The sequence below is a fragment of the Pseudomonas sp. SDO5532_S415 genome, assembly GCF_054071155.1.
This window is the reverse complement of sequence record NZ_JBSVWS010000001.1, coordinates 228,093-247,890: the sequence shown is the minus strand read 5'-3', so window position 1 is coordinate 247,890 and position 19,798 is coordinate 228,093. Positions and strand designations below refer to the sequence as shown.

Here is a 19,798-nt window from a genome sequence, read left to right as displayed (position 1 = left end):
CAAGTATGTCTGGATTCTATGAACCGCCCATTCAGACTTTGTGACAATTGATAACGACGGCCGTGCAGTCGAACCGCTATGACTAGAGACGGAACTCTCTAGGACGGGCGTATGCGCACAGGGATGGTGGCGTTGGCGCTGGGTTTGCTGGCCCTGCGTTTTTTACCGGCGTTGCCGCCGGTCGGGTTGTGGTTGTTGATGCCGGTGGTGGGTTTGATGTTTTTGCCGTTCAGGACGTACCCCGTGGCGTTTTTCCTGTTCGGTTTGAGTTGGGCCTGTGCGCAGGCGCAATGGGCGCTGGATGATCGGCTGGCACCGAAGCTTGATGGCGAAACACGTTGGATCGAAGGGCGGGTAGCGGGACTGCCCCAGCACGGCGAGGGCGTCGTGCGTTTCGAACTGGCCGACGCCCGGTCACGGCGCGCAAAAGTGCCGCAGCTCATGCGCCTGGCCTGGTATGACGGACCGCCGGTCAACAGCGGCGAACGCTGGCGGTTGGCGGTCAAGTTGAAGCGTCCCGCCGGGCTGCTCAATCCCCATGCTTTCGATTACGAGGCCTGGTTGCTGGCGCGTGGTATCGGCGCGACCGGGACGGTCAAGGACGGTGAGCGACTCACCGAGGCGCGAGGGGCCTGGCGTGATGGCATTCGTCAGAAATTACAGGCAGTAGATGCTCAAGGGCGAACGGGCGCGCTGGCGGCGCTGGTACTGGGGGATGGTACCGGGCTCAGTCGCGAAGACTGGCAGGTGTTGCAGGACACCGGCACCGTGCATCTGTTGGTGATTTCCGGGCAACACATCGGGTTGCTGGCGGGCCTGGTCTATATGCTGATCGCCGGGCTTGCCCGCTATGGGCTGTGGCCAAACCGTCTGCCGTGGCTGCCCTGGGCTTGCGGCCTGGCATTCGCGGCCGCCCTCGGTTACGGGTTGTTGGCCGGTTTCGAGGTGCCGGTGCGCCGTGCCTGCCTGATGGTCGGCCTGGTGCTGTTATGGCGCCTGCGATTTCGTCATCTCGGCGCCTGGTGGCCGCTATTGCTGGCGCTCAATGGTGTTCTATCACTGGACCCGCTGGCCAGTCTGCAACCGGGGTTCTGGTTGTCGTTCGGGGCGGTGGCGGTACTGATTTTCACCTTCGGCGGTCGCCTTGGTCCCTGGCGATGGTGGCAAACCTGGACCCGTGCCCAATGGCTGATCGCCATTGGCCTGGCGCCGTTATTGCTGGTGTTGGGGTTGCCGATCAGCCTCAGCGGGCCGCTCGTCAATCTGCTGGCCGTCCCCTGGATCAGCGTGCTGGTGCTACCGCCTGCCTTGCTCGGAACCCTGCTGCTACCCGTGCCTCATGTGGGGGAGGGCATGCTGTGGCTGGCTGGAGGACTGATCGACTGGCTATTCAAGGGCCTGGCGTTGATGGCCGGGCAGGTTCCCGCGTGGATACCCGTGGCGGTTCCCTGGTGGGCATGGACCATGGGGGCACTCGGTGCGTTCCTGCTCTTGCTGCCGCGAGGCGTTCCGCTGCGGCCGTTGGGCTGGCCTTTGCTGCTATTGCTGGTTTTTCCGCCCCGATCCAATCTGCCTGAAGGCATGGCCGAAATCTGGCAGCTGGATGTGGGGCAGGGGTTGTCCATCCTGGTGCGTACCCGCCATCACGCGCTGCTCTATGACGCCGGGCCGCGTTTGGGTGATAACGACCTGGGCGAGCGCGTCGTTCTGCCGACGCTGCGCAAATTGGGCGTGGACGGTCTCGACCTGATGCTGATCAGCCACGCCCACGCCGACCATGCCGGTGGCGCGCGTGCGGTCGCCAAGGGACTGCCGGTGAAGCAGGTGATCAGTGGCGAACCCGAGGCGTTGCCGGCGGAACTGCAAGCCGGGGAATGCGAGAGCGGTCGGCAATGGACCTGGGACGGTGTGAATTTTGAACTCTGGCGATGGGCGGATGCCCGGGAAAGCAATCCAAAATCCTGCGTGCTGCAGATCGAAGCCAATGGCGAGCGATTGCTGCTGACCGGTGATATCGACGCTGCGGCCGAACGCGTCCTGCTCGACAGTCCGCTGGCCGTGACCACCGATTGGTTGCAGTCACCGCACCACGGCAGTCGCAGTTCGTCATCGATGGCCCTGCTCGCCGTGTTGCAACCCAAGGCGGCACTGATCTCCCGCGGCCAGGGAAACTCCTTCGGTCATCCCCACCCCACCGTCATTGCGCGCTATCGAGCCCGCGACATGACGATCCATGACAGCGCCGAGCAGGGTGCCATCCGTCTGGCACTGGGGCACTTCAAACCGCCGTGGTCGATGCGCCAGGAACCGCGTTTCTGGCGCTCTGCGCAGTGACCGCGGATCGTGAAAGCCCGACCGGATGCGACATCACGGTCTTCGGTGCGTCCAGCCCCTATGTTAGAGTGGCGCACTTTTTCGAGGGGACTGACACTGTGTGGGAATTGGTCAAATCCGGCGGCTGGATGATGCTGCCGATCATCCTGAGTTCCATCGCGGCCATGGCGATCGTTGCCGAGCGTCTCTGGACCCTGCGTGCCAGCCGCGTGACCCCCGAGCACTTGCTTGGGCAGGTCTGGGTCTGGATCAAGGACAAGCAACTCAATAAAGAGAAGCTCAAGGAATTGCGCGCCAACTCACCGCTGGGCGAGATCCTGGCGGCGGGCCTGGCCAACTCCAGGCATGGTCGCGAGATCATGAAGGAGTGCATCGAAGAGGCTGCCGCACGGGTCATCCACGAACTGGAACGCTACATCAATGCCCTGGGCACCATTGCCGCCATGGCGCCGCTGCTGGGCTTGCTGGGTACGGTGCTGGGCATGATCGACATTTTCAGCGCGTTCATGGGCACGGGCATGACCACCAATGCCTCCGTACTGGCCGGGGGTATCTCCAAGGCGCTGATCACCACGGCCGCGGGCCTGATGGTCGGTATCCCTTCGGTGTTCTTCCACCGTTTCCTGCAACGCCGGATCGATGAACTGGTCGTGGGCATGGAGCAGGAAGCGATCAAGTTGGTCGAAGTCGTTCAGGGCGACCGAGATGTGGATCTCGCTGGGGGCAAAGCGTGAAATTCCGCCGCAAGCAACGGGAGAACGTGGACATCAACCTCGCGTCGCTGATCGACGTGGTGTTTATCCTGCTGCTGTTTTTCGTGGTGACCACGACATTTACCCGTGAAACCCAGTTGCGCGTTGATTTGCCGGAAGCGGTCAGCGGATCGCCGGCTGAAGACCAGACCAAACAACTGGACATCGCCATCAGTGCCGACGGTGTGTTCTCGGTGAACAACCAGATCTTGCCGAAAAGCGATCTGGCCAGCTTGATGGAAGCCCTGCAGAAAGAATCCAACGGCGATACCAATCGGCCGCTGTCCATCAGCGCCGATGGCAAATCCCAGCATCAGTCTGTGATCATTGCCATGGATGCCGCCGGCAAGCTTGGCTTCAACCACTTGCGCATGACCACAGTCGAGGCGGCGCCGTCCGCGCCCTGATGGCCATGTCCGATCGTCTGCTCACCGCCTGGTATCGAGGTCATCCGGCCTTGAAGTTGTTACAGCCACTGGAGTGGCTCTACCGGCGCGTGGTCAACAACAAGCGCAAGCGTTTCCTGGCGGGTGAGGGCGAAATCTATCAGCCGCCTGTGCCGTTGATCGTTGTCGGCAACATCACTGTCGGCGGCACCGGCAAGACGCCGCTGATTTTGTGGATGATCCAGCATTGCCAGCGCAGCGGCTTGCGGGTCGGCGTGGTCAGTCGCGGTTACGGCGCCAAACCCCCGCACTTGCCGTGGCGGGTCGAGGCAGATCAAAGCGCAGGAATGTCCGGCGACGAACCGCTGTTGATCGTTCAGCGCACGGGCGTGCCCTTGATGATCGACCCGGACCGCAGCCGCGCCGTCAAAGCCTTGCTGGCCAGCGAGCCGCTGGACCTCATCCTCTCTGATGACGGCATGCAGCATTACCGCCTGGCTCGGGATCTGGAGCTGGTGTTGATCGACGCCGCCCGTGGTCTGGGCAACCAGCGTTGCTTGCCGGCCGGGCCATTGCGCGAACCGGCCGAACGTCTGCAAAGCGTCGACGCGGTGCTCTACAACGGTGCTGCACATGACCGCGAGAGTGGCTTTGCCTTCCAGTTACAACCGACCTCACTGATCAATCTGCGCAGCGGCGAACGGCGTGCTCTCGACCACTTTGCCCCAGGCCAGGCGCTGCACGCCGTGGCGGGGATTGGCAACCCGCAGCGTTTCTTCAAGACCCTCGAAACGCTACACTGGCAGCCAGTCCCGCATGCATTCGCCGACCACGCCGAATACAGCGTGCAGGCCTTGAATTTCACCCCGTCATTGCCGTTGGTGATGACCGAAAAGGACGCGGTGAAGTGCCGTGCCTTCGCCGCCGCCGACTGGTGGTACCTGGCGGTCGATGCTGTGCCGTCGCCGGCTTTCGTGGCCTGGTTCGATACACAGTTGATGCGCCTGTTGCCGGCTCGTCTGTTGCCTTAAAACCGTATTTATCCAGGGAATGTTCATGGACACCAAATTGCTCGACATCCTCGCTTGCCCGGTCTGCAAAGGCCCGCTCAAGCTCAGCGCCGACAAGACCGAACTGATCAGCAAGGGCGCAGGTCTCGCGTACCCGATTCGCGACGGTATCCCGGTGATGCTCGAATCCGAAGCCCGCACCTTGACCACCGACGAGCGTCTGGATAAATGACCACAGCCTTTACCGTTGTCATTCCGTCGCGTTACGCCTCCACCCGCTTGCCGGGCAAGCCGCTGCTGTTGATCGCCGGCAAACCGATGATCCAGCACGTCTGGGAACAGGCGAGCAAAAGCAGCGCCCAGCGCGTGGTGGTTGCGACTGACGATGCACGCATCCGCGCGGCCTGCATCGAGTTTGGAGCCGAAGTGGTGATGACCCGCGAGGATCACAATTCCGGCACCGATCGCCTGGCGGAAGTCGCGACGAAACTGGGCCTGGCGCCAGACGCCATCGTGGTTAATGTCCAGGGTGACGAACCGTTGATCCCGCCGAGCGTGATCGATCAGGTCGCCGCCAACCTGGCGGCCCACACTGAAGCGCGCATGGCCACCCTGGGCGAGCCGATCGAAGACGTTGAAACCCTGTTCAATCCCAATGTGGTCAAGGTCGTCAGCGACATCAATGGCCTGGCACTGACCTTCAGCCGCGCCACGTTGCCATGGGCGCGGGATGCCTTTGCCCAGAGCCGTGAACAGTTGCCGCAGGGCGTGCCTTACCGTCGCCACATCGGCATCTATGCCTATCGCGCCGGTTTCCTGCATGACTTCGTCAGCTGGGGACCGTGCTGGCTGGAAAACACCGAATGCCTGGAACAATTGCGGGCACTCTGGCATGGCGTACGGATTCACGTCGCCGACGCACTCATCGCGCCGCCGGCCGGTGTCGACACCGTTGAAGACCTTGAGCGCGTTCGTCGCCTGCTGGAGGCCTGATGCGGGTTCTGTTTGTCTGCCTGGGCAACATCTGCCGCTCACCCACCGCCGAAGGTGTGTTGCGCCACAAACTGCATGAGGCGGGGCTGGCCGATCAAGTCGAAGTCGCCTCCGCCGGCACCGGTGACTGGCACGTCGGCAAGGCGCCGGACAGGCGCAGCCAGGCCGCGGCCAAGCTGCGTGGCTATGACTTGTCGGCCCAGCGCGCCCAGCAAGTCACTCGCGCCGATTTCGCTGCGTACGACCTGATCCTGGCGATGGACAACAGCAACCTGCGCAACCTGAAAGCCTTGCAGCCGGCCAAGGGCAAGGCCGAGCTGGACCTGTTCCTGCGCCGCTATGAATCTGAAGTCGATGAAGTCCCTGACCCGTATTACGACGGTGACCAGGGTTTCGAGCAGGTGCTGGACTTGATCGAGCGTGCCAGCGATCGGCTGGTGATCGAACTGAAGGGACGGTTATGAGTTTGCAGGTGCAATCGCAGGTTTCGCTCAAACCGTACAACAGTTTTGGCGTGGACGTTCAGGCCCGCCTGTTTGCCGAGGCCCATAGCGACGCCGACGTGCGGGAAGCCCTGGCCTACGCACAGGCGCATGAGGTGCCGCTGCTGGTGATTGGCGGTGGCAGCAATTTGCTGCTGACGGCCGATATCCCGTCGCTTGTGCTGCGCATGGCCACACGCGGGATTCGCGTACTGAGCGACGACGGCAGCAAAGTGGTGATTGAAGCCGAGGCGGGCGAACCCTGGCACCCGTTTGTGCAACACACGCTGGTGCATGGACTGTCGGGACTGGAAAACCTCAGCCTGATTCCCGGCACCGTAGGTGCAGCCCCGATGCAGAACATTGGCGCCTATGGGGTAGAGATCAAGGACGTTTTCGCCGGCCTGACCGCCCTCGATCGCCAGAGCGGTGAGTTGCGTGACTTCACCCTGGAAGAATGCAACTTCGCCTACCGTGACAGCCTGTTCAAACAGGAGCCGGGGCGCTGGTTGATCCTGCGCGTGCGTTTCGCCCTTGATCGCACCGCACACCTGCATCTGGAATACGGCCCGGTGCGTCAACGCCTGACCGACCAAGGTATCGAACACCCGACCCCCACCGATGTCAGCCAGGCCATTTGCAGCATTCGCAACGAAAAGCTCCCGGACCCTGCGGTGCTCGGCAACGCCGGCAGTTTCTTCAAGAACCCCTTGGTGTCGGCGGCGCTGGTAGCCCGGCTCAAAGGCGAATACCCGGATCTGGTGGCTTACGCGCAACCGGACGGGCAGATGAAGCTGGCCGCCGGCTGGCTGATCGAGCGGGCAGGCTGGAAAGGTTTCCGCGAAGCCGATGCGGGTGTGCACAAATTGCAGGCGCTGGTGCTGGTCAATTACGGCAGCGCGACGGGGTTGCAATTACTCGACCTGGCGCAGCGTATCCAGAAAGACATTTCTGAACGTTTCCATGTCGAGCTGGAAATGGAGCCGAACCGGTATTGAAGCTAAGCTTTCAAGGCTGAATCCAAAGCCCTGCACTGATGAAAAGTGCAGGGCTTTTTTGTTAATGCTGCGTTAACTTAGCGAGCTAACGATGCAATGCATTTGTTCCACCAAAGGCCCGGTGCAGACGTCCCCGTCGGCATAAGAGAGCCCCTTTAGCCTGAGTCGATCTGCGTGATGCCAACCGCCGATTTCCGGCGGCAGATTGCTCGACCCCATAACCCAATACTATGCGGGCGTGCCCATGATTACCCTGAAGCTCAATGGTCAAGACCATCAACTCGACGTCACCGAGGACATGCCGCTGCTCTGGGCAATCCGTGACGTGGCCGGTTACAACGGCACCAAGTTCGGCTGCGGCATGGGCCTGTGCGGTGCCTGTACCATTCATATCGAAGGCGCTCCGGCGCGTAGCTGCATCACGCCGATCGGTTCGGTTGTCGGGCAGAACATCACCACCATCGATAATCTGCACGCCGACCCGGTGGGCAAAGTCGTGCAGCAAGCCTGGCTTGATACCGCCGTGGCCCAGTGCGGTTACTGCCAGGGTGGGCAAATCATGTCCGCCACCGCGCTGCTCAAGACGAATCCGAACCCGAGTGATGAACAGATCGAAGAGGCGATGGTCGGCAACATCTGCCGGTGCGGCACTTACAACCGTATCAAGACCGCCATCCGCCAGGCATCTACTCACCTGAAGGAGGCCAAGGCATGAGCCGGTTACCGAATGATTTTGCCCTGAGCAACCTCAGCCGCCGTGGTTTCCTCAAGGGTGTGGGTGCTACTGGTGCCTTGGTGGTCGCTGCGAGCTGGGGCTGGCAAGACGTTTTTGCCGAAGAAAAAGAGAAGAAATTCGGCGCCGACGGCATGCCCAATGGCTGGATCGATGATCCCAAGGTTTACGTCAGCATCGCCACTGATGGCACGGTGACTGTGGTTTGCAACCGCTCGGAAATGGGCCAGGGCGTTCGTACCAGTCTGACCATGGTCGTGGCCGATGAACTGGAAGCCGACTGGGCGCGGGTCAAAGTGAAGCAGGCGCCGGGCGACGAGATACGCTTCGGCAACCAGGACACCGACGGTTCGCGCAGTATGCGCCACTGGTTCGAGCCGATGCGCCGTTGTGGTGCCGCCGCGCGGACCATGCTGGAACAGGCCGCTGCCGACCACTGGAAAGTGCCAGTGGGCGAATGCCATGCGCAACTGCATAAAGTCATCCACAAACCTTCCGGACGCGAGCTGGAGTATGGCGCCCTGGCCGCTGCTGCCAGTGCCTTGGCCGTACCGGCGCGTGACAGCCTGAGGCTCAAGGAGCCATCGGAATTCCGCTACATTGGCAAGGAAGGTACCAAGGCCATCGACGGTGACGACATCGTCAACGGTCGCGCCGTGTATGGCGCCGACGTGCATTTCGACGGCATGCTGTTCGCCACGATTGCCCGGCCGGCGGTGTATGGCGGCAAGGTCAAGAGTTTCGATGCCGCGGCGGCAATGAAGGTCCCTGGCGTGGTCAAGGTCGTGCAGATCGAGAGCCGACCGCTGCCATCGGAGTTTCAACCGCTGGGCGGCGTCGCTGTGGTGGCGAACAATACCTGGGCGGCGATCAAGGGCCGCGAGGCATTGAAAATCGAATGGGATGACGGTCCCAACGCCAGCTACGACTCCATTGCTTACCGCAAGGCGCTGGAAGCCGCGTCCCTGAAACCCGGCAAAGTGGTGCGCAACACCGGCAACATCGACGAAGCCATGAAAAGCGCCGACAGTACGCTGGAAGCATCCTACTACCTGCCGCATTTGTCACAGTCGCCGATGGAGCCAATGGTCGCCATCGCCCGTTACAAAGATGGCGTGTGCGAAGCCTGGGGGCCGAGCCAGGCGCCGCAAGTCACCCGCGAACGGATTGGAGAACGCCTGGGCGTGCCATTCGACAAGGTCACCTTCAATGTCACCTTGCTTGGCGGTGGTTTTGGTCGCAAGTCCAAGCCTGACTTCATCATCGAAGCGGCCATCCTGGCCAAGGAATTCCCTGGCAAGGCGGTGCGGGTGCAATGGACCCGTGAAGACGACATCCATTGCTCCTACTTCCACACGGTGTCGGTCGAACACCTCAAGGCCAGCCTTAACAAGGATGGCCTGCCGTCCGGCTGGTTGCACCGTACGGTGGCGCCGAGCATCACTGCGTTGTTCGCACCGGGCATGAATCACGAGGCGGCTTTCGAGTTGGGCATGGGTTTCACCAACATGGCTTATGCGATTCCCAACATCCGCCTGGAAAACCCCGAGGCGACCGTCCACACCCGCGTGGGCTGGTACCGCTCGGTGTCGAACATTCCTCATGGCTTTGCCATTCAGAGCTTTATCGACGAATTGGCGCACAAGGCCAAGGAAGATCCGCTCAAGTACCAGATCAAGCTGCTCGGCCCTGATCGGCAGATCGATCCACGTACCTTGAGTGAAGAGTGGAACTACGGCGAATCGCCCGAGCGTTATCCGATCGACACTGCGCGGTTGCGTACGGTGCTGGAAACCGCCGCCAAAGCCGCCGGTTGGGGGCGCGAGGTGCCGAAGGGCCGGGGCCTGGGTCTGGCGGTGCATTACAGCTTCGTGACCTACGTGGCGGCGGTAATCGAGGTCGAAGTCAAAGACGATGGCACGTTGATCGTGCACAAGGCTGATATCGCCGTGGACTGCGGGCCGCAGATCAACCCCGAGCGGATTCGCGCGCAATTCGAAGGTGCCTGTGTCATGGGCCTGGGCAACGCGGTGTTGGGTGAGATCAGTTTCAAGGACGGCAAGGTCCAGCAGGACAACTTCCACATGTACGAAGTGGCGCGCATGTCGCTGGCGCCGAAGGAAGTCGCCGTGCATCTGGTCACACCGCCGGGCACCGTGCCGTTGGGCGGTGTCGGCGAGCCGGGTGTGCCGCCGATTGCCCCCGCACTGTGCAACGCGATCTTCGCCGCCACGGGTAAACGTATCCGCGACCTGCCGGTTCGTTACCAGCTACAGGGCTGGAACAAGGCGGGAGCCTGATGGACAGCGTCGATCTGAACGTCCTGCGCAGCGTGCTGGAGTGGCGTCGCGCCGGTCAGCGGGTGGTGTTGTACAGCGTGGTCCAGACCTGGGGTACTGCCCCCCGGGCGCCTGGCGCCATGCTGGCGTTGCGTGAGGATGGCGTGGTGATTGGTTCGGTGTCCGGTGGCTGCGTAGAGGATGACCTGATTGCGCGGTTGCACGACGGCCGAATTCCGGCCGATGGGCCTCCGGTGCAACTGATCACCTACGGCGTGACCCGCGAGGAGGCAGCGCGTTTTGGTTTGCCATGCGGTGGCACATTGCGTCTGACCGAAGAGCGCGTAGGCGACCCGGCATGGGTCGCCGAGTTACTGATGCGCTGCGAGGCCCATGAAATCGTGGCGCGTTCGCTTGATATCGCAAGCGGGGAAGTTGTTCTGCAGCCAGCCAGCAAAACGGACGCGTTGGTGTTTGACGGGCAGACCCTGCGTGCGATCTATGGCCCGCGCTGGCGCTTGTTGCTGATCGGTGCGGGGCAGCTGTCCCGTTATGTCGCCGAGATGGCGCGGCTTCTGGATTTCGAAGTGCTGATCTGCGATCCGCGCAGCGAATTTGTCTACGGCTGGGAAGAACAGCACGGCCGGTTTGTCTCGGGCATGCCCGACGAGGCTGTGCTGAATATTCAGACCGACGAACGCACGGCCATCGTCGCTTTGACCCACGACCCGCGTCTGGATGACATGGCGCTGCTCACGGCCCTCGACTCCAGGGCTTTTTATGTCGGCGCGCTGGGCTCGCGGGTCAACAGCCAGAAACGTCGGGATAATCTGGCTCAACTAGGCTTGTCGCAGCAGTCCATCGAACGGCTGCACGGTCCGATTGGCCTGCACATTGGCAGCCATAGCCCGGCGGAAATCGCTTTGTCGCTGATGGCCGAGATTGTGGCGATCAAGAATGGCGTGGAGCTGAAACAGAAAAAGCCGTTGCGGGAGGGCGCATGAGCGAACCTATCGGTGTCATCGTTCTGGCAGCGGGGCAGGGCAGCCGGTTTCGGCAGGTTGCAGGCGATGAAAAGGACAAGTTGCTGGCGGACTGTACGGGGCTTGATGACGCTGTCCGTTCGGTGATCGAGCAGGTGCTGGTGAATTTGCCGGCTGAACTGGACAGGCGTGTATTGGTGACCACCGCGGATCGCCCGCAAGTCATCCGTATGGCCAAGGCCTATGGCTGCGAGATCGTGCTGGTCGAGTCGACCGGAATGGGTGACAGCATTGCGGCAGGGGTGGCGGCGTGTGCGCAGCTCAATGGCTGGTTGATGGTGCTGGGGGATATGCCGTTTATCCTGCCGTCCAGCATTGGGCAGGTCGTGGCGCAAGTTGTCGATGATTGCATCAGTGTGCCGGTGCAGGAGGGCGAATTCGGACATCCCGTGGGGTTTGGTCGCAACTTTGGTCCGGGGTTGATGGCGTTATCCGGTGACCGCGGGGCCAAGGCATTGTTTGCGCAGGGTCGGGTGGTTGAAGTAACGGTGGATGATCCCGGTGTGTTGTGGGATGTGGATGTGCCTGAAAAGCTGGTCTTTGTCTGATAGATCGCTTCGCGGGCAAGCCACGCTCCCACAGGTCTTGTGTCGCTTGCATAATCATTGAACGACGCAAGACCTGTGGGAGCGGTGTTTGCCCGCGATGAACGATAACGCGGTTTACCTGTTTTACAGCAGACATGAAAAAAGCCCCGCCTGGGTTCACCAGGCGGGGCTTTTTAGTGGCCGACGGAATCAGACGAGCGGTTTAGGCTCGTGCTCTTTTTCCTGGGCCTGTTCGTGTTGCTCTACTGCTTCCTGCACGGAGCGCGGGGCTTCGTGGATCACGGATTCAGCTGGCTCGGCAGCGACCTCGGCAACCGGGGCAGGCGCTGCCTCGACGACTTCAGCAGCTACTGGCGCCGGTTCTTCAGCGACAACCGCTTCAACCGAAGCAGCAGCGGCAGCCAGTTCGGCTTCCTTCTGCAGGCGCTCGGCTTCACGCTTGCGACGACGCACTTCACGCGGGTCGTTCGGCGCACGACCGCTTGGCGTCAGGGCGCTGACAGGCGCGGCTTCGACCACTGCAGCAGGCGCTTCGGCAACAACCGGTGCTTCAACTGCAGGAGCAGGTTCGGCAGCGGCAACCACTGGCTCGGAGATCATGGCCTCAGCCACTTCGGCTTCAGCGGCTGGTGCCGGTGCTGGTGCCTCGGCTACAGTTGGCTCGGCAACCCAGTTGAACGCGGTTTGCTCTTCGCGAACTTCACGAACGGTTTCGGTCACGGTTTCGGTTACAGCTTCGACCACAGGTTCTGCAATCACGGCAGGCGCTTCGGCGACGATGGCAGGCTCGGCGGCAGCTTCAACTACTGGCTGTGCCTCAGGCGCGGGTGCCAATTCGACTTCCGGCGATGCGGTGGTTTCGACCGGTGTTGTCGCTTCAACGACTGGCGCTTCGACCGGAGCTGTCTCCAGGGTGGCGGCAGTGGCGCGTTCGGCTTGCTCGTTGGCCTGTGCTTCGGCCGGAGCGCTGATCACGGTGCTGGCAACGGCTGCGGTAACAGCCAGGCCGGCGGCCAGATCGGCAGTGCTTGGCGCTTCGCTGCTTTCGCCGGACTCGGAGTCATCCGAACCTTCGATCACATTGCCGTTGGCATCACGCTGACGCTCGCGACGGTTGCTGCGACGACGCTGGCCACGGGAGCGGCGGCGTGGGCGATCGCCTTCGGCGCCGTCCTGACCTTCTTCCTGCAGTTGCTCTTCGTTGGTTGGCAGCTCTTCTTCGGCAACGGCAGCAGCGGCTTGCTCGGCGCGCGGTTGACGTTCTTCACGCGGTGGGCGTGGAGCGCGCTCTTCCCGTGGCTGACGGGCCGGACGTTCTTCAGCGGTAGCAGCGGCGGCCGGAGCGGCATCCAGAGGCTCGCGCAGTTCACGTACACGCTCTTCACGCTCGCCACGTGGCTTGCGGTCTTCACGCGGAGCACGCGGTGCACGTTCTTCACGGGGCGCGCGAGGTGCGCGTTCTTCGCGAGCTACGGCCGGGGTTTCTTCGCGGGCTTCGCGTGGCTGACGCTCTTCGCGTGGTTCACGTGGTGCGCGTTCTTCACGCGGTGCACGTTCCTCGCGAGGCTTGCGTTCTTCATCGCGGCGACCGTTACGGTTGCGGCTCTGCTGACGACCGTTGCGGCGCTCTTCGTTGCGGGCAGGGCGCTCGGCAGCCGGTTTTTCAACCACGACCGGAGCGGCAGGCTCTTCCTTGGTGGCGAACAGGCTGACCAGCGACTTCACCAGGCCTTTGAACAGGCTTGGCTCTGGTGCGGCGACCGGTGCAGCAACCGGAGCGACGACTTCGGTTGGAACCGGAGCGTTGGCGCGGGCCGGAGCCGTCTTGACCGCGGCTTCCTGGCGAACCAGGGTGCGGGTCGCAGCGGCTGGCTGGACTTCTTCCACTTCGGCAGCGGCAGCGGCGATTTCGTAGCTGGACTGGTTGGTGGCAGCTTCCGGGCTGTCATCGCGCAGGCGCTGAACTTCGAAGTGCGGCGTTTCGAGGTGATCGTTCGGCAGAATGACGATGCGGGCACGGGTGCGCAGTTCGATCTTGGTGATCGAGTTGCGTTTTTCGTTGAGCAGGAATGCTGCGACCGGGATCGGCACCTGGGCGCGCACTTCGGCAGTGCGGTCTTTCAGGGCTTCTTCTTCGATCAGGCGCAGGATCGCCAGCGACAGCGATTCAACGTCACGGATGATGCCGGTGCCGCTGCAGCGAGGGCAAACGATGCCACTGCTTTCACCCAGGGATGGACGCAGGCGCTGACGGGACATTTCCAGCAGGCCGAAGCGCGAGATACGGCCGACTTGCACGCGAGCGCGGTCGGCTTCCAGGCATTCGCGGACTTTCTCTTCCACGGCGCGCTGGTTCTTGGCTGGGGTCATGTCGATGAAGTCGATGACGATCAGGCCGCCGATGTCGCGCAGGCGCAACTGACGGGCGATTTCTTCGGCGGCTTCAAGGTTGGTCTGCAGGGCGGTTTCTTCGATGTCGCTGCCTTTGGTGGCGCGCGCCGAGTTGATGTCGATGGACACCAAGGCTTCGGTCGGATCGATCACGATGGAGCCGCCGGAAGGCAGTTCGACGACGCGCTGGAAGGCGGTCTCGATCTGGCTTTCGATCTGGAAGCGGTTGAACAGTGGAACGCTGTCTTCGTACAGCTTGATCTTGCTGGCGTACTGCGGCATGACCTGGCGAATGAAGGTCAGGGCTTCGTCCTGGGCTTCGACGCTGTCGATCAGCACTTCGCCGATGTCCTGGCGCAGGTAATCGCGGATGGCGCGGATGATCACGTTGCTTTCCTGGTAGATCAGGAATGGCGCGGAACGATCCAGCGACGCTTCTTTGATGGCGGTCCAGAGTTGCAGCAGGTAATCGAGGTCCCACTGCATTTCTTCGCTGCTGCGGCCCAGGCCGGCAGTGCGCACGATCAGACCCATGTCGGCCGGGGCAACCAGACCGTTCAGGGCTTCACGCAGTTCATTACGCTCTTCACCTTCGATGCGACGGGAAATACCGCCGGCACGCGGGTTGTTCGGCATCAGTACCAGGTAACGACCGGCCAGGCTGATGAAGGTGGTCAGGGCAGCGCCCTTGTTGCCACGCTCTTCTTTTTCGACCTGCACGATGACTTCCTGGCCTTCGCTCAGGACGTCCTTGATATTGACGCGGCCTTCGGGGGCCTTCTTGAAGTATTCGCGGGAGATTTCTTTGAGGGGCAGGAAGCCGTGGCGCTCAGAGCCAAAATCGACAAAGGCAGCTTCAAGGCTTGGTTCGATGCGAGTAATCCGGCCTTTATAGATGTTGGCCTTCTTCTGCTCGCGTGCACCGGATTCGATGTCCAGGTCGTAGAGGCGCTGGCCATCTACCAGTGCAACACGCAACTCTTCAGGTTGAGTTGCGTTAATCAGCATTCTTTTCATGTAGTACCGTCGGTTTCCGGGCTGCCGGAAACGGCGTTCGGCACACACGACTTCTCACGGTCGGTGTCAGGTGCGTCGGGAGTGGTTGGCCATTCCCGTGTCCAGCGATGTCCGGCCAATGTGGGCCTGCATCGCGACGTACGCGTCCTGCTTGCTGTGGCTACTTAAGCACTCAGTCAGGAGGAGGAATCAACCGGCGGCTGTGGACGAGATGAAGCGTCTTGATAAAGCCTATTGCTACACAGTCCAGCGGTTGTGCATCTCCACCCTACACGTATCCCTGATAATTCGGGTGCTGCCGCGCGCAGAATCCGCAGCGGGTTGGCATTTACCGTGAGCTCCGAAAGGGGAGGTCACGCATCATGGCTAATTTAGGCGTTTGTTTCCGAAGCGTTCGCTCGGGGTCATTCGCAGCTGACTGCACTTTGTGAACTGGCCGTGAATATGGCTCGCGTGGCGAGTGAAAAACTCTGCTTTGCGGCGTGATTCAGGCCTCATGTCACCTGCGCTCGTTACACCTGCAAACTCCACCGTTACGTAGCTAAAGCCCCGTAGGACGGCCTCGCGTCCTGGTGAATTGCGTTGGTCAGGGCCGGTTTTTGACCGTTGGTCCGCTGTCCAGGCCGCTTTTGGCGGCGTTCGCGACTATAGCAGTAATGATTAAGTGCTTCAATTCCATAAAAAATTGATATCATCCGCGCCATGACGACTACTGCCCCCTCGACTCCAGGCGTACAACTGCTTGAGGTCTCACCGGAATATGCCGGCCAACGTATTGATAACTTCCTTCTCGCTCGGCTCAAAGGCGTGCCCAAGACCTTGATTTACCGCATTTTGCGCAAAGGCGAAGTGCGTGTGAACAAGGGCCGGATCAAGCCCGAATACAAGCTGCAAGCGGGCGATATCGTGCGCGTGCCGCCGGTTCGCGTGCCTGAGCGTGACGAGCCGGTGCCCCTGGCCCAAGGGCTGTTGCAGCGGCTCGAAGCCTCGATTGTCTATGAAGACAAGGCGCTGATCGTGATCAACAAGCCCGCCGGGATCGCGGTCCATGGCGGCAGCGGCCTGAGCTTCGGCGTGATCGAAGCCTTCCGCCAGTTGCGCCCTGACGCCAAGGAGCTTGAACTGGTCCATCGCCTGGATCGGGACACCTCCGGCCTGCTGATGATTGCCAAAAAACGCAGCATGCTGCGTCACTTGCACACAGCGCTGCGCGGCGATGGCGTCGATAAGCGCTACATGGCGCTGGTTCGTGGTAATTGGGCTTCTTCGATCAAACAGGTCCGCGCGCCGCTGGGCAAGAGCAATCTGCGCTCCGGTGAGCGTATGGTCGAGGTCGACGAGGAGGAGGGCAAGGAGTCTGTGACCGTGTTCAAGGTCCTGCGTCGCTTTGGCGACTTTGCCACCATGATCGAGGCCAAGCCGATCACCGGTCGAACCCACCAGATTCGCGTCCATACCCTGCACGCCGGGCACTGCATCGCCGGCGACACCAAGTACGGCGATGACGATTTCAGCAAGGAAATCCGTGATCTGGGTGGTAAGCGGCTGTTTCTGCACGCCTACATGCTGACCGTGCCGCTGCCCGATGGTGGCGAGCTGAAGCTTCAGGCGCCTGTCGATGAAATGTGGGCAAAAACCGTGGAGCGCCTGAGTGCACCCATCTGATTACAAACTGCTGGTCTTCGATTGGGATGGCACGTTGGCCGATTCCATTGGTCGGATTGTCGAAGCGATGCACGTGGCATCCGAACGATCCGGTTTCCCGTTGCGTGATGATTTCGCCGTCAAGGGCATCATCGGCCTGGGGCTGCCGGAGGCGATCCGAACGTTGTATCCCGAAATCGGTGATGCAGAGCTGGTGGCGTTTCGTCAGCACTATGCGGATCATTACATCGCGTCAGAGGCAGTGCCTTCGCCGTTGTTCGAGGGTGTAGTCGAGTCGCTCGAAGCGTTTCGAACCGAGGGTTATCATCTGGCTGTCGCGACTGGCAAGGCGCGTCGTGGGCTGGATCGGGTGCTGAAATCCCACGGCTGGGAAGGTTACTTCGACATCACTCGCGCGGCCGACGAGACTGCCAGCAAGCCACATCCGCTGATGCTTGAACAGATCCTTGCCCATTGCGACGTTCGCCCGGACCAGGCGTTGATGGTCGGCGACTCGTCCTTCGATTTGCAGATGGCGCGCAATGCCGGCATGGACTCGGTGGCTGTCAGCTATGGCGCCCAGTCGATCGAAGCGCTGAAGTTGTTCGAGCCGCGGCTGGCCATTGATCGCTTTTCAGAATTGCATGCCTGGCTCAGTCAGCGGGCTTAATAGGTTTTTGCTGGGGTAGATGGTATGGCCGACGAATGGAAAGCGCCCGCCAAGGCGAGCGCAGAGAACGGTGACGAAAAGAGCTGGAAGCTGCTGGAAAAGACACTGCTGGCCGGTGTACAGGAGCAGCGCCGGTCTCGCCGCTGGGGGATTTTCTTCAAGCTGCTGACCTTTGTGTACCTGTTTATTGCGCTGGCGCTGTTCTCGCCGTTGATGGACATGGAAAAAGTGGCTGCACGCAGCGGCAACTACACCGCGCTGATTGACGTGAACGGCATGATCGCCGACAAGGAGCCGGCCAGTGCGGACAACATCGTCGGCAGTCTGCGGGCTGCTTTTGATGACGAGAAGGTCAAGGGCGTCATTCTGCGTATCAACAGTCCGGGCGGCAGTCCGGTGCAGTCGGGTTATGTCTATGACGAAATCCGCCGTCTGCGTGGATTGCATCCCGATACCAAGTTGTACGCGGTAATTTCCGATCTCGGCGCTTCGGGTGCCTATTACATTGCCAGTGCAGCTGATCAGATCTATGCCGACAAGGCGAGCCTGGTGGGCTCTATCGGTGTGACGGCGGCCGGTTACGGCTTTGTCGGTACCATGGAGAAGCTGGGGGTCGAGCGCCGTACCTATAATTCCGGCGAGCACAAATCGTTTCTCGATCCGTTCCAGCCACAGAAGCCTGAAGAAACCGCCTTCTGGCAAGGGGTGCTGGATACGACCCATAAGCAGTTCATCAACAGCGTCAAGCAGGGTCGTGGCGAACGCCTGAAGGACAAGGAGCATCCGGAGCTGTTCTCCGGGCTGGTCTGGTCCGGCGAACAGGCGTTGCCGCTGGGGCTGATCGATGGTCTGGGCAATGCCAGTTATGTTGCGCGGGATGTCATCGGCGAAAAAGAGCTGGTGGACTTCACTGTTCAGGAGTCGCCGTTCGATCGCTTCTCGAAAAAGCTCGGAGCCAGCGTGGCTGAGCATTTGGCGATGTGGATGGGGTTTAACGGTCCATCGTTGCGTTAACGGTCCGGTTGCAGAAAAGATCGCAGCCTGCGGCAGCTCCTACAGGGATTCGCGTCCATCGTAGGAGCTGCCGAAGGCTGCGATCTTTTGCTTTTCAGGGGATTTGCACGCCTTCGATCAATAGCATGTCTACGAGGCGGATCAGCGGCAGGCCGACGAGGCTGGTGGCATCAGGGCCTTCAGTGCTCTGGAACAGGCTCACCCCCAGGCCTTCCGCCTTGAAGCTGCCAGCGCAATCGTAGGGTTGTTCTGCGTGCAGATAGCGCTCGACGCGTGCGGTGTCGAGTGTGCGCATGTGCACGGTGAAGGGAATGCAGTCGACCTGGCAGTGGCCGGTCCGGCTGTTGAGCAAGGCCAGGCCGGTCAGGAAGGTGACACTGGCGCCGCTGGAGGCCAGCAGCTGCTCACGGGCCTTTTCGAAGGTGTGGGGTTTGCCGATGATCCTGTCGCCGAGCACGGCGACCTGGTCGGAGCCGATGATCAGATGGGCGTCATGGTTGCCGGCCAGTGCTCGTGCTTTTTCCTCGGCGAGGCGTTTGACCAGATCAACGGCGGACTCGCCCGGGCGATGACTTTCGTCGATATCCGGCGAGCTGCAGGTGAACGGCAGTTGCAGGCGGGCTAGCAATTCCCGGCGATAGAGCGAGCCGGAAGCGAGTAATAAAGGCAGCATGGGTATCTCCAGAGGGCAGGCGAGGATTCTAGCGGAGGCTTGCAAGTGACGGACAGGGCTGAATTTCCTTTGACATGGGCGGGTGCATCCCTATAATGCTGCGCCTATGTTGAATGACCCGATTCCACCTCACGTTGACCCGCGCAAATTGGCTGACCGTGGCACCACCCTTCAAGGTGAAATGCTGCTGGCCGATTTGGAGAGACTCTGCGACCCGCTTTCCGACAATGTCGGTACGGTGCAGGCTAAATTCGTTTTTGAACGAGATGAACGTAAATCTGTGGTCATCCACAGCTTTATCGACACTGAAGTCAAAATGGTTTGCCAGCGTTGTCTTGAGCTGGTCACCCTGCCGATCCATAGCGAATGCAGTTATGCTGTGGTGAAGGAGGGTGCGAATACCCAGTCGTTGCCGAAAGGTTATGACGTGCTGGAACTGGGCGAAGATCCATTGGATCTGCAGTCACTGATCGAGGAGGAGCTTCTGCTCGCCTTGCCCATTGTGCCTGCTCATCATCCGGAAGAATGCCAGCAGCCGGCGGGAGCAGATGAGCCCGAACCGAGCGAGGACGAGGTAACGCGGTCCAACCCGTTCAGTGTATTGGCGCAGTTAAAGCGTGACCCAAACGTTTAGGAGTTAATCAATTATGGCTGTTCAGCAGAACAAAAAATCCCGCTCTGCCCGTGACATGCGCCGTTCGCACGACGCTCTCGAGGCTAGCACCCTGTCTGTAGAAAAAACCACTGGTGAAGTTCACCTGCGTCACCACGTATCGCCAGAAGGCGTATACCGTGGCCGTAAAGTGATCGACAAGGGCGCTGACGAGTAAT

19 protein-coding genes are annotated in these 19,798 nt (G+C 61.1%); 17 read left to right on the top strand and 2 right to left on the bottom strand.

What is annotated here, in order from left to right:
* The first annotated feature begins 111 nt into the window (after positions 1–111).
* From ACW9HW_RS01165 to ACW9HW_RS01110, 12 genes are all read left to right on the top strand, one after another.
* Positions 112–2,334, top strand: coding sequence for a DNA internalization-related competence protein ComEC/Rec2 (locus ACW9HW_RS01165; RefSeq protein ID WP_457397611.1), 2,223 nt, complete (start codon positions 112–114; stop codon positions 2,332–2,334).
* Positions 2,335–2,432: 98 nt separating this feature from the next.
* A complete protein-coding gene (locus ACW9HW_RS01160; RefSeq protein WP_170948694.1) occupies positions 2,433–3,068 on the top strand; it encodes a MotA/TolQ/ExbB proton channel family protein in 636 nt (211 codons plus the stop codon).
* Positions 3,065–3,493 (top strand): ExbD/TolR family protein, encoded by a 429-nt coding sequence (locus ACW9HW_RS01155; protein ID WP_095195554.1) that lies wholly within the window; start codon positions 3,065–3,067, stop codon positions 3,491–3,493. The genes ACW9HW_RS01160 and ACW9HW_RS01155 overlap by 4 nt, the downstream gene beginning before the upstream one ends.
* Positions 3,493–4,503, top strand: coding sequence for a tetraacyldisaccharide 4'-kinase (gene lpxK, locus ACW9HW_RS01150; protein ID WP_457397608.1), 1,011 nt, complete (start codon positions 3,493–3,495; stop codon positions 4,501–4,503). The genes ACW9HW_RS01155 and lpxK overlap by 1 nt, the downstream gene beginning before the upstream one ends.
* A 25-nt stretch (positions 4,504–4,528) precedes the next feature.
* Positions 4,529–4,714 carry a Trm112 family protein gene (locus tag ACW9HW_RS01145; RefSeq protein WP_003179363.1) on the top strand — a complete coding sequence of 62 codons (186 nt, stop codon included), beginning with the start codon at positions 4,529–4,531 and terminating at the stop codon, positions 4,712–4,714.
* Entirely contained in the window at positions 4,711–5,475 is a 765-nt protein-coding gene (kdsB, locus tag ACW9HW_RS01140) for a 3-deoxy-manno-octulosonate cytidylyltransferase (RefSeq protein WP_457397605.1), read from the top strand. The genes ACW9HW_RS01145 and kdsB overlap by 4 nt, the downstream gene beginning before the upstream one ends.
* The gene (locus ACW9HW_RS01135; RefSeq protein WP_095195557.1) at positions 5,475–5,939 is read left to right on the top strand and encodes a low molecular weight protein-tyrosine-phosphatase; all 465 of its coding nucleotides are present in this window, start codon (positions 5,475–5,477) and stop codon (positions 5,937–5,939) included. Before kdsB ends, ACW9HW_RS01135 begins: the two co-directional genes overlap by 1 nt.
* The gene (gene murB / locus ACW9HW_RS01130) at positions 5,936–6,955 is read left to right on the top strand and encodes a UDP-N-acetylmuramate dehydrogenase (protein ID WP_457397603.1); all 1,020 of its coding nucleotides are present in this window, start codon (positions 5,936–5,938) and stop codon (positions 6,953–6,955) included. The genes ACW9HW_RS01135 and murB overlap by 4 nt, the downstream gene beginning before the upstream one ends.
* Before the next feature lie 244 nt (positions 6,956–7,199).
* Complete coding sequence (locus tag ACW9HW_RS01125; RefSeq protein WP_095195559.1) at positions 7,200–7,670, top strand: (2Fe-2S)-binding protein; 471 nt, start codon at positions 7,200–7,202, stop codon at positions 7,668–7,670.
* Complete coding sequence (locus ACW9HW_RS01120) at positions 7,667–9,988, top strand: molybdopterin cofactor-binding domain-containing protein (protein WP_457397601.1); 2,322 nt, start codon at positions 7,667–7,669, stop codon at positions 9,986–9,988. Before ACW9HW_RS01125 ends, ACW9HW_RS01120 begins: the two co-directional genes overlap by 4 nt.
* Positions 9,988–10,971 (top strand): XdhC family protein, encoded by a 984-nt coding sequence (locus tag ACW9HW_RS01115; protein WP_095195561.1) that lies wholly within the window; start codon positions 9,988–9,990, stop codon positions 10,969–10,971. The genes ACW9HW_RS01120 and ACW9HW_RS01115 overlap by 1 nt, the downstream gene beginning before the upstream one ends.
* Complete coding sequence (locus tag ACW9HW_RS01110) at positions 10,968–11,558, top strand: nucleotidyltransferase family protein (protein ID WP_095195562.1); 591 nt, start codon at positions 10,968–10,970, stop codon at positions 11,556–11,558. Before ACW9HW_RS01115 ends, ACW9HW_RS01110 begins: the two co-directional genes overlap by 4 nt.
* Before the next feature lie 189 nt (positions 11,559–11,747).
* On the opposite strand, the gene rne is transcribed toward ACW9HW_RS01110, so the two are convergent.
* A complete protein-coding gene (gene rne / locus ACW9HW_RS01105) occupies positions 11,748–14,966 on the bottom strand; it encodes a ribonuclease E (RefSeq protein ID WP_457397598.1) in 3,219 nt (1,072 codons plus the stop codon).
* A gap of 702 nt (positions 14,967–15,668) precedes the next feature.
* Here rne and rluC point away from each other — a divergent pair.
* From rluC to ACW9HW_RS01090, 3 genes are read left to right on the top strand one after another with little or no spacing between them, the layout of a single operon-like run.
* Positions 15,669–16,631, top strand: coding sequence for a 23S rRNA pseudouridine(955/2504/2580) synthase RluC (gene rluC / locus ACW9HW_RS01100; protein ID WP_095195564.1), 963 nt, complete (start codon positions 15,669–15,671; stop codon positions 16,629–16,631).
* On the top strand, positions 16,618–17,280 hold the full coding sequence (locus ACW9HW_RS01095) for an HAD-IA family hydrolase (protein ID WP_457397594.1): 663 nt from the start codon (positions 16,618–16,620) through the stop codon (positions 17,278–17,280). The genes rluC and ACW9HW_RS01095 overlap by 14 nt, the downstream gene beginning before the upstream one ends.
* 24 nt (positions 17,281–17,304) lie before the next feature.
* Complete coding sequence (locus tag ACW9HW_RS01090; protein ID WP_457397591.1) at positions 17,305–18,294, top strand: S49 family peptidase; 990 nt, start codon at positions 17,305–17,307, stop codon at positions 18,292–18,294.
* Positions 18,295–18,388: 94 nt separating this feature from the next.
* Here ACW9HW_RS01090 and ACW9HW_RS01085 read toward each other — a convergent pair whose 3' ends face one another.
* A complete protein-coding gene (locus ACW9HW_RS01085) occupies positions 18,389–18,967 on the bottom strand; it encodes a Maf family protein (RefSeq protein ID WP_095195567.1) in 579 nt (192 codons plus the stop codon).
* Between the two features lie 106 nt (positions 18,968–19,073).
* Between ACW9HW_RS01085 and ACW9HW_RS01080 the strand changes: the two genes are divergently transcribed.
* Positions 19,074–19,601: a YceD family protein gene (locus ACW9HW_RS01080; RefSeq protein WP_007942001.1), complete on the top strand. Its 528-nt coding sequence runs from the start codon at positions 19,074–19,076 to the stop codon at positions 19,599–19,601.
* Positions 19,602–19,614: 13 nt separating this feature from the next.
* The gene (gene rpmF / locus ACW9HW_RS01075; protein WP_003179396.1) at positions 19,615–19,797 is read left to right on the top strand and encodes a 50S ribosomal protein L32; all 183 of its coding nucleotides are present in this window, start codon (positions 19,615–19,617) and stop codon (positions 19,795–19,797) included.
* Position 19,798: the final 1 nt, after the last annotated feature.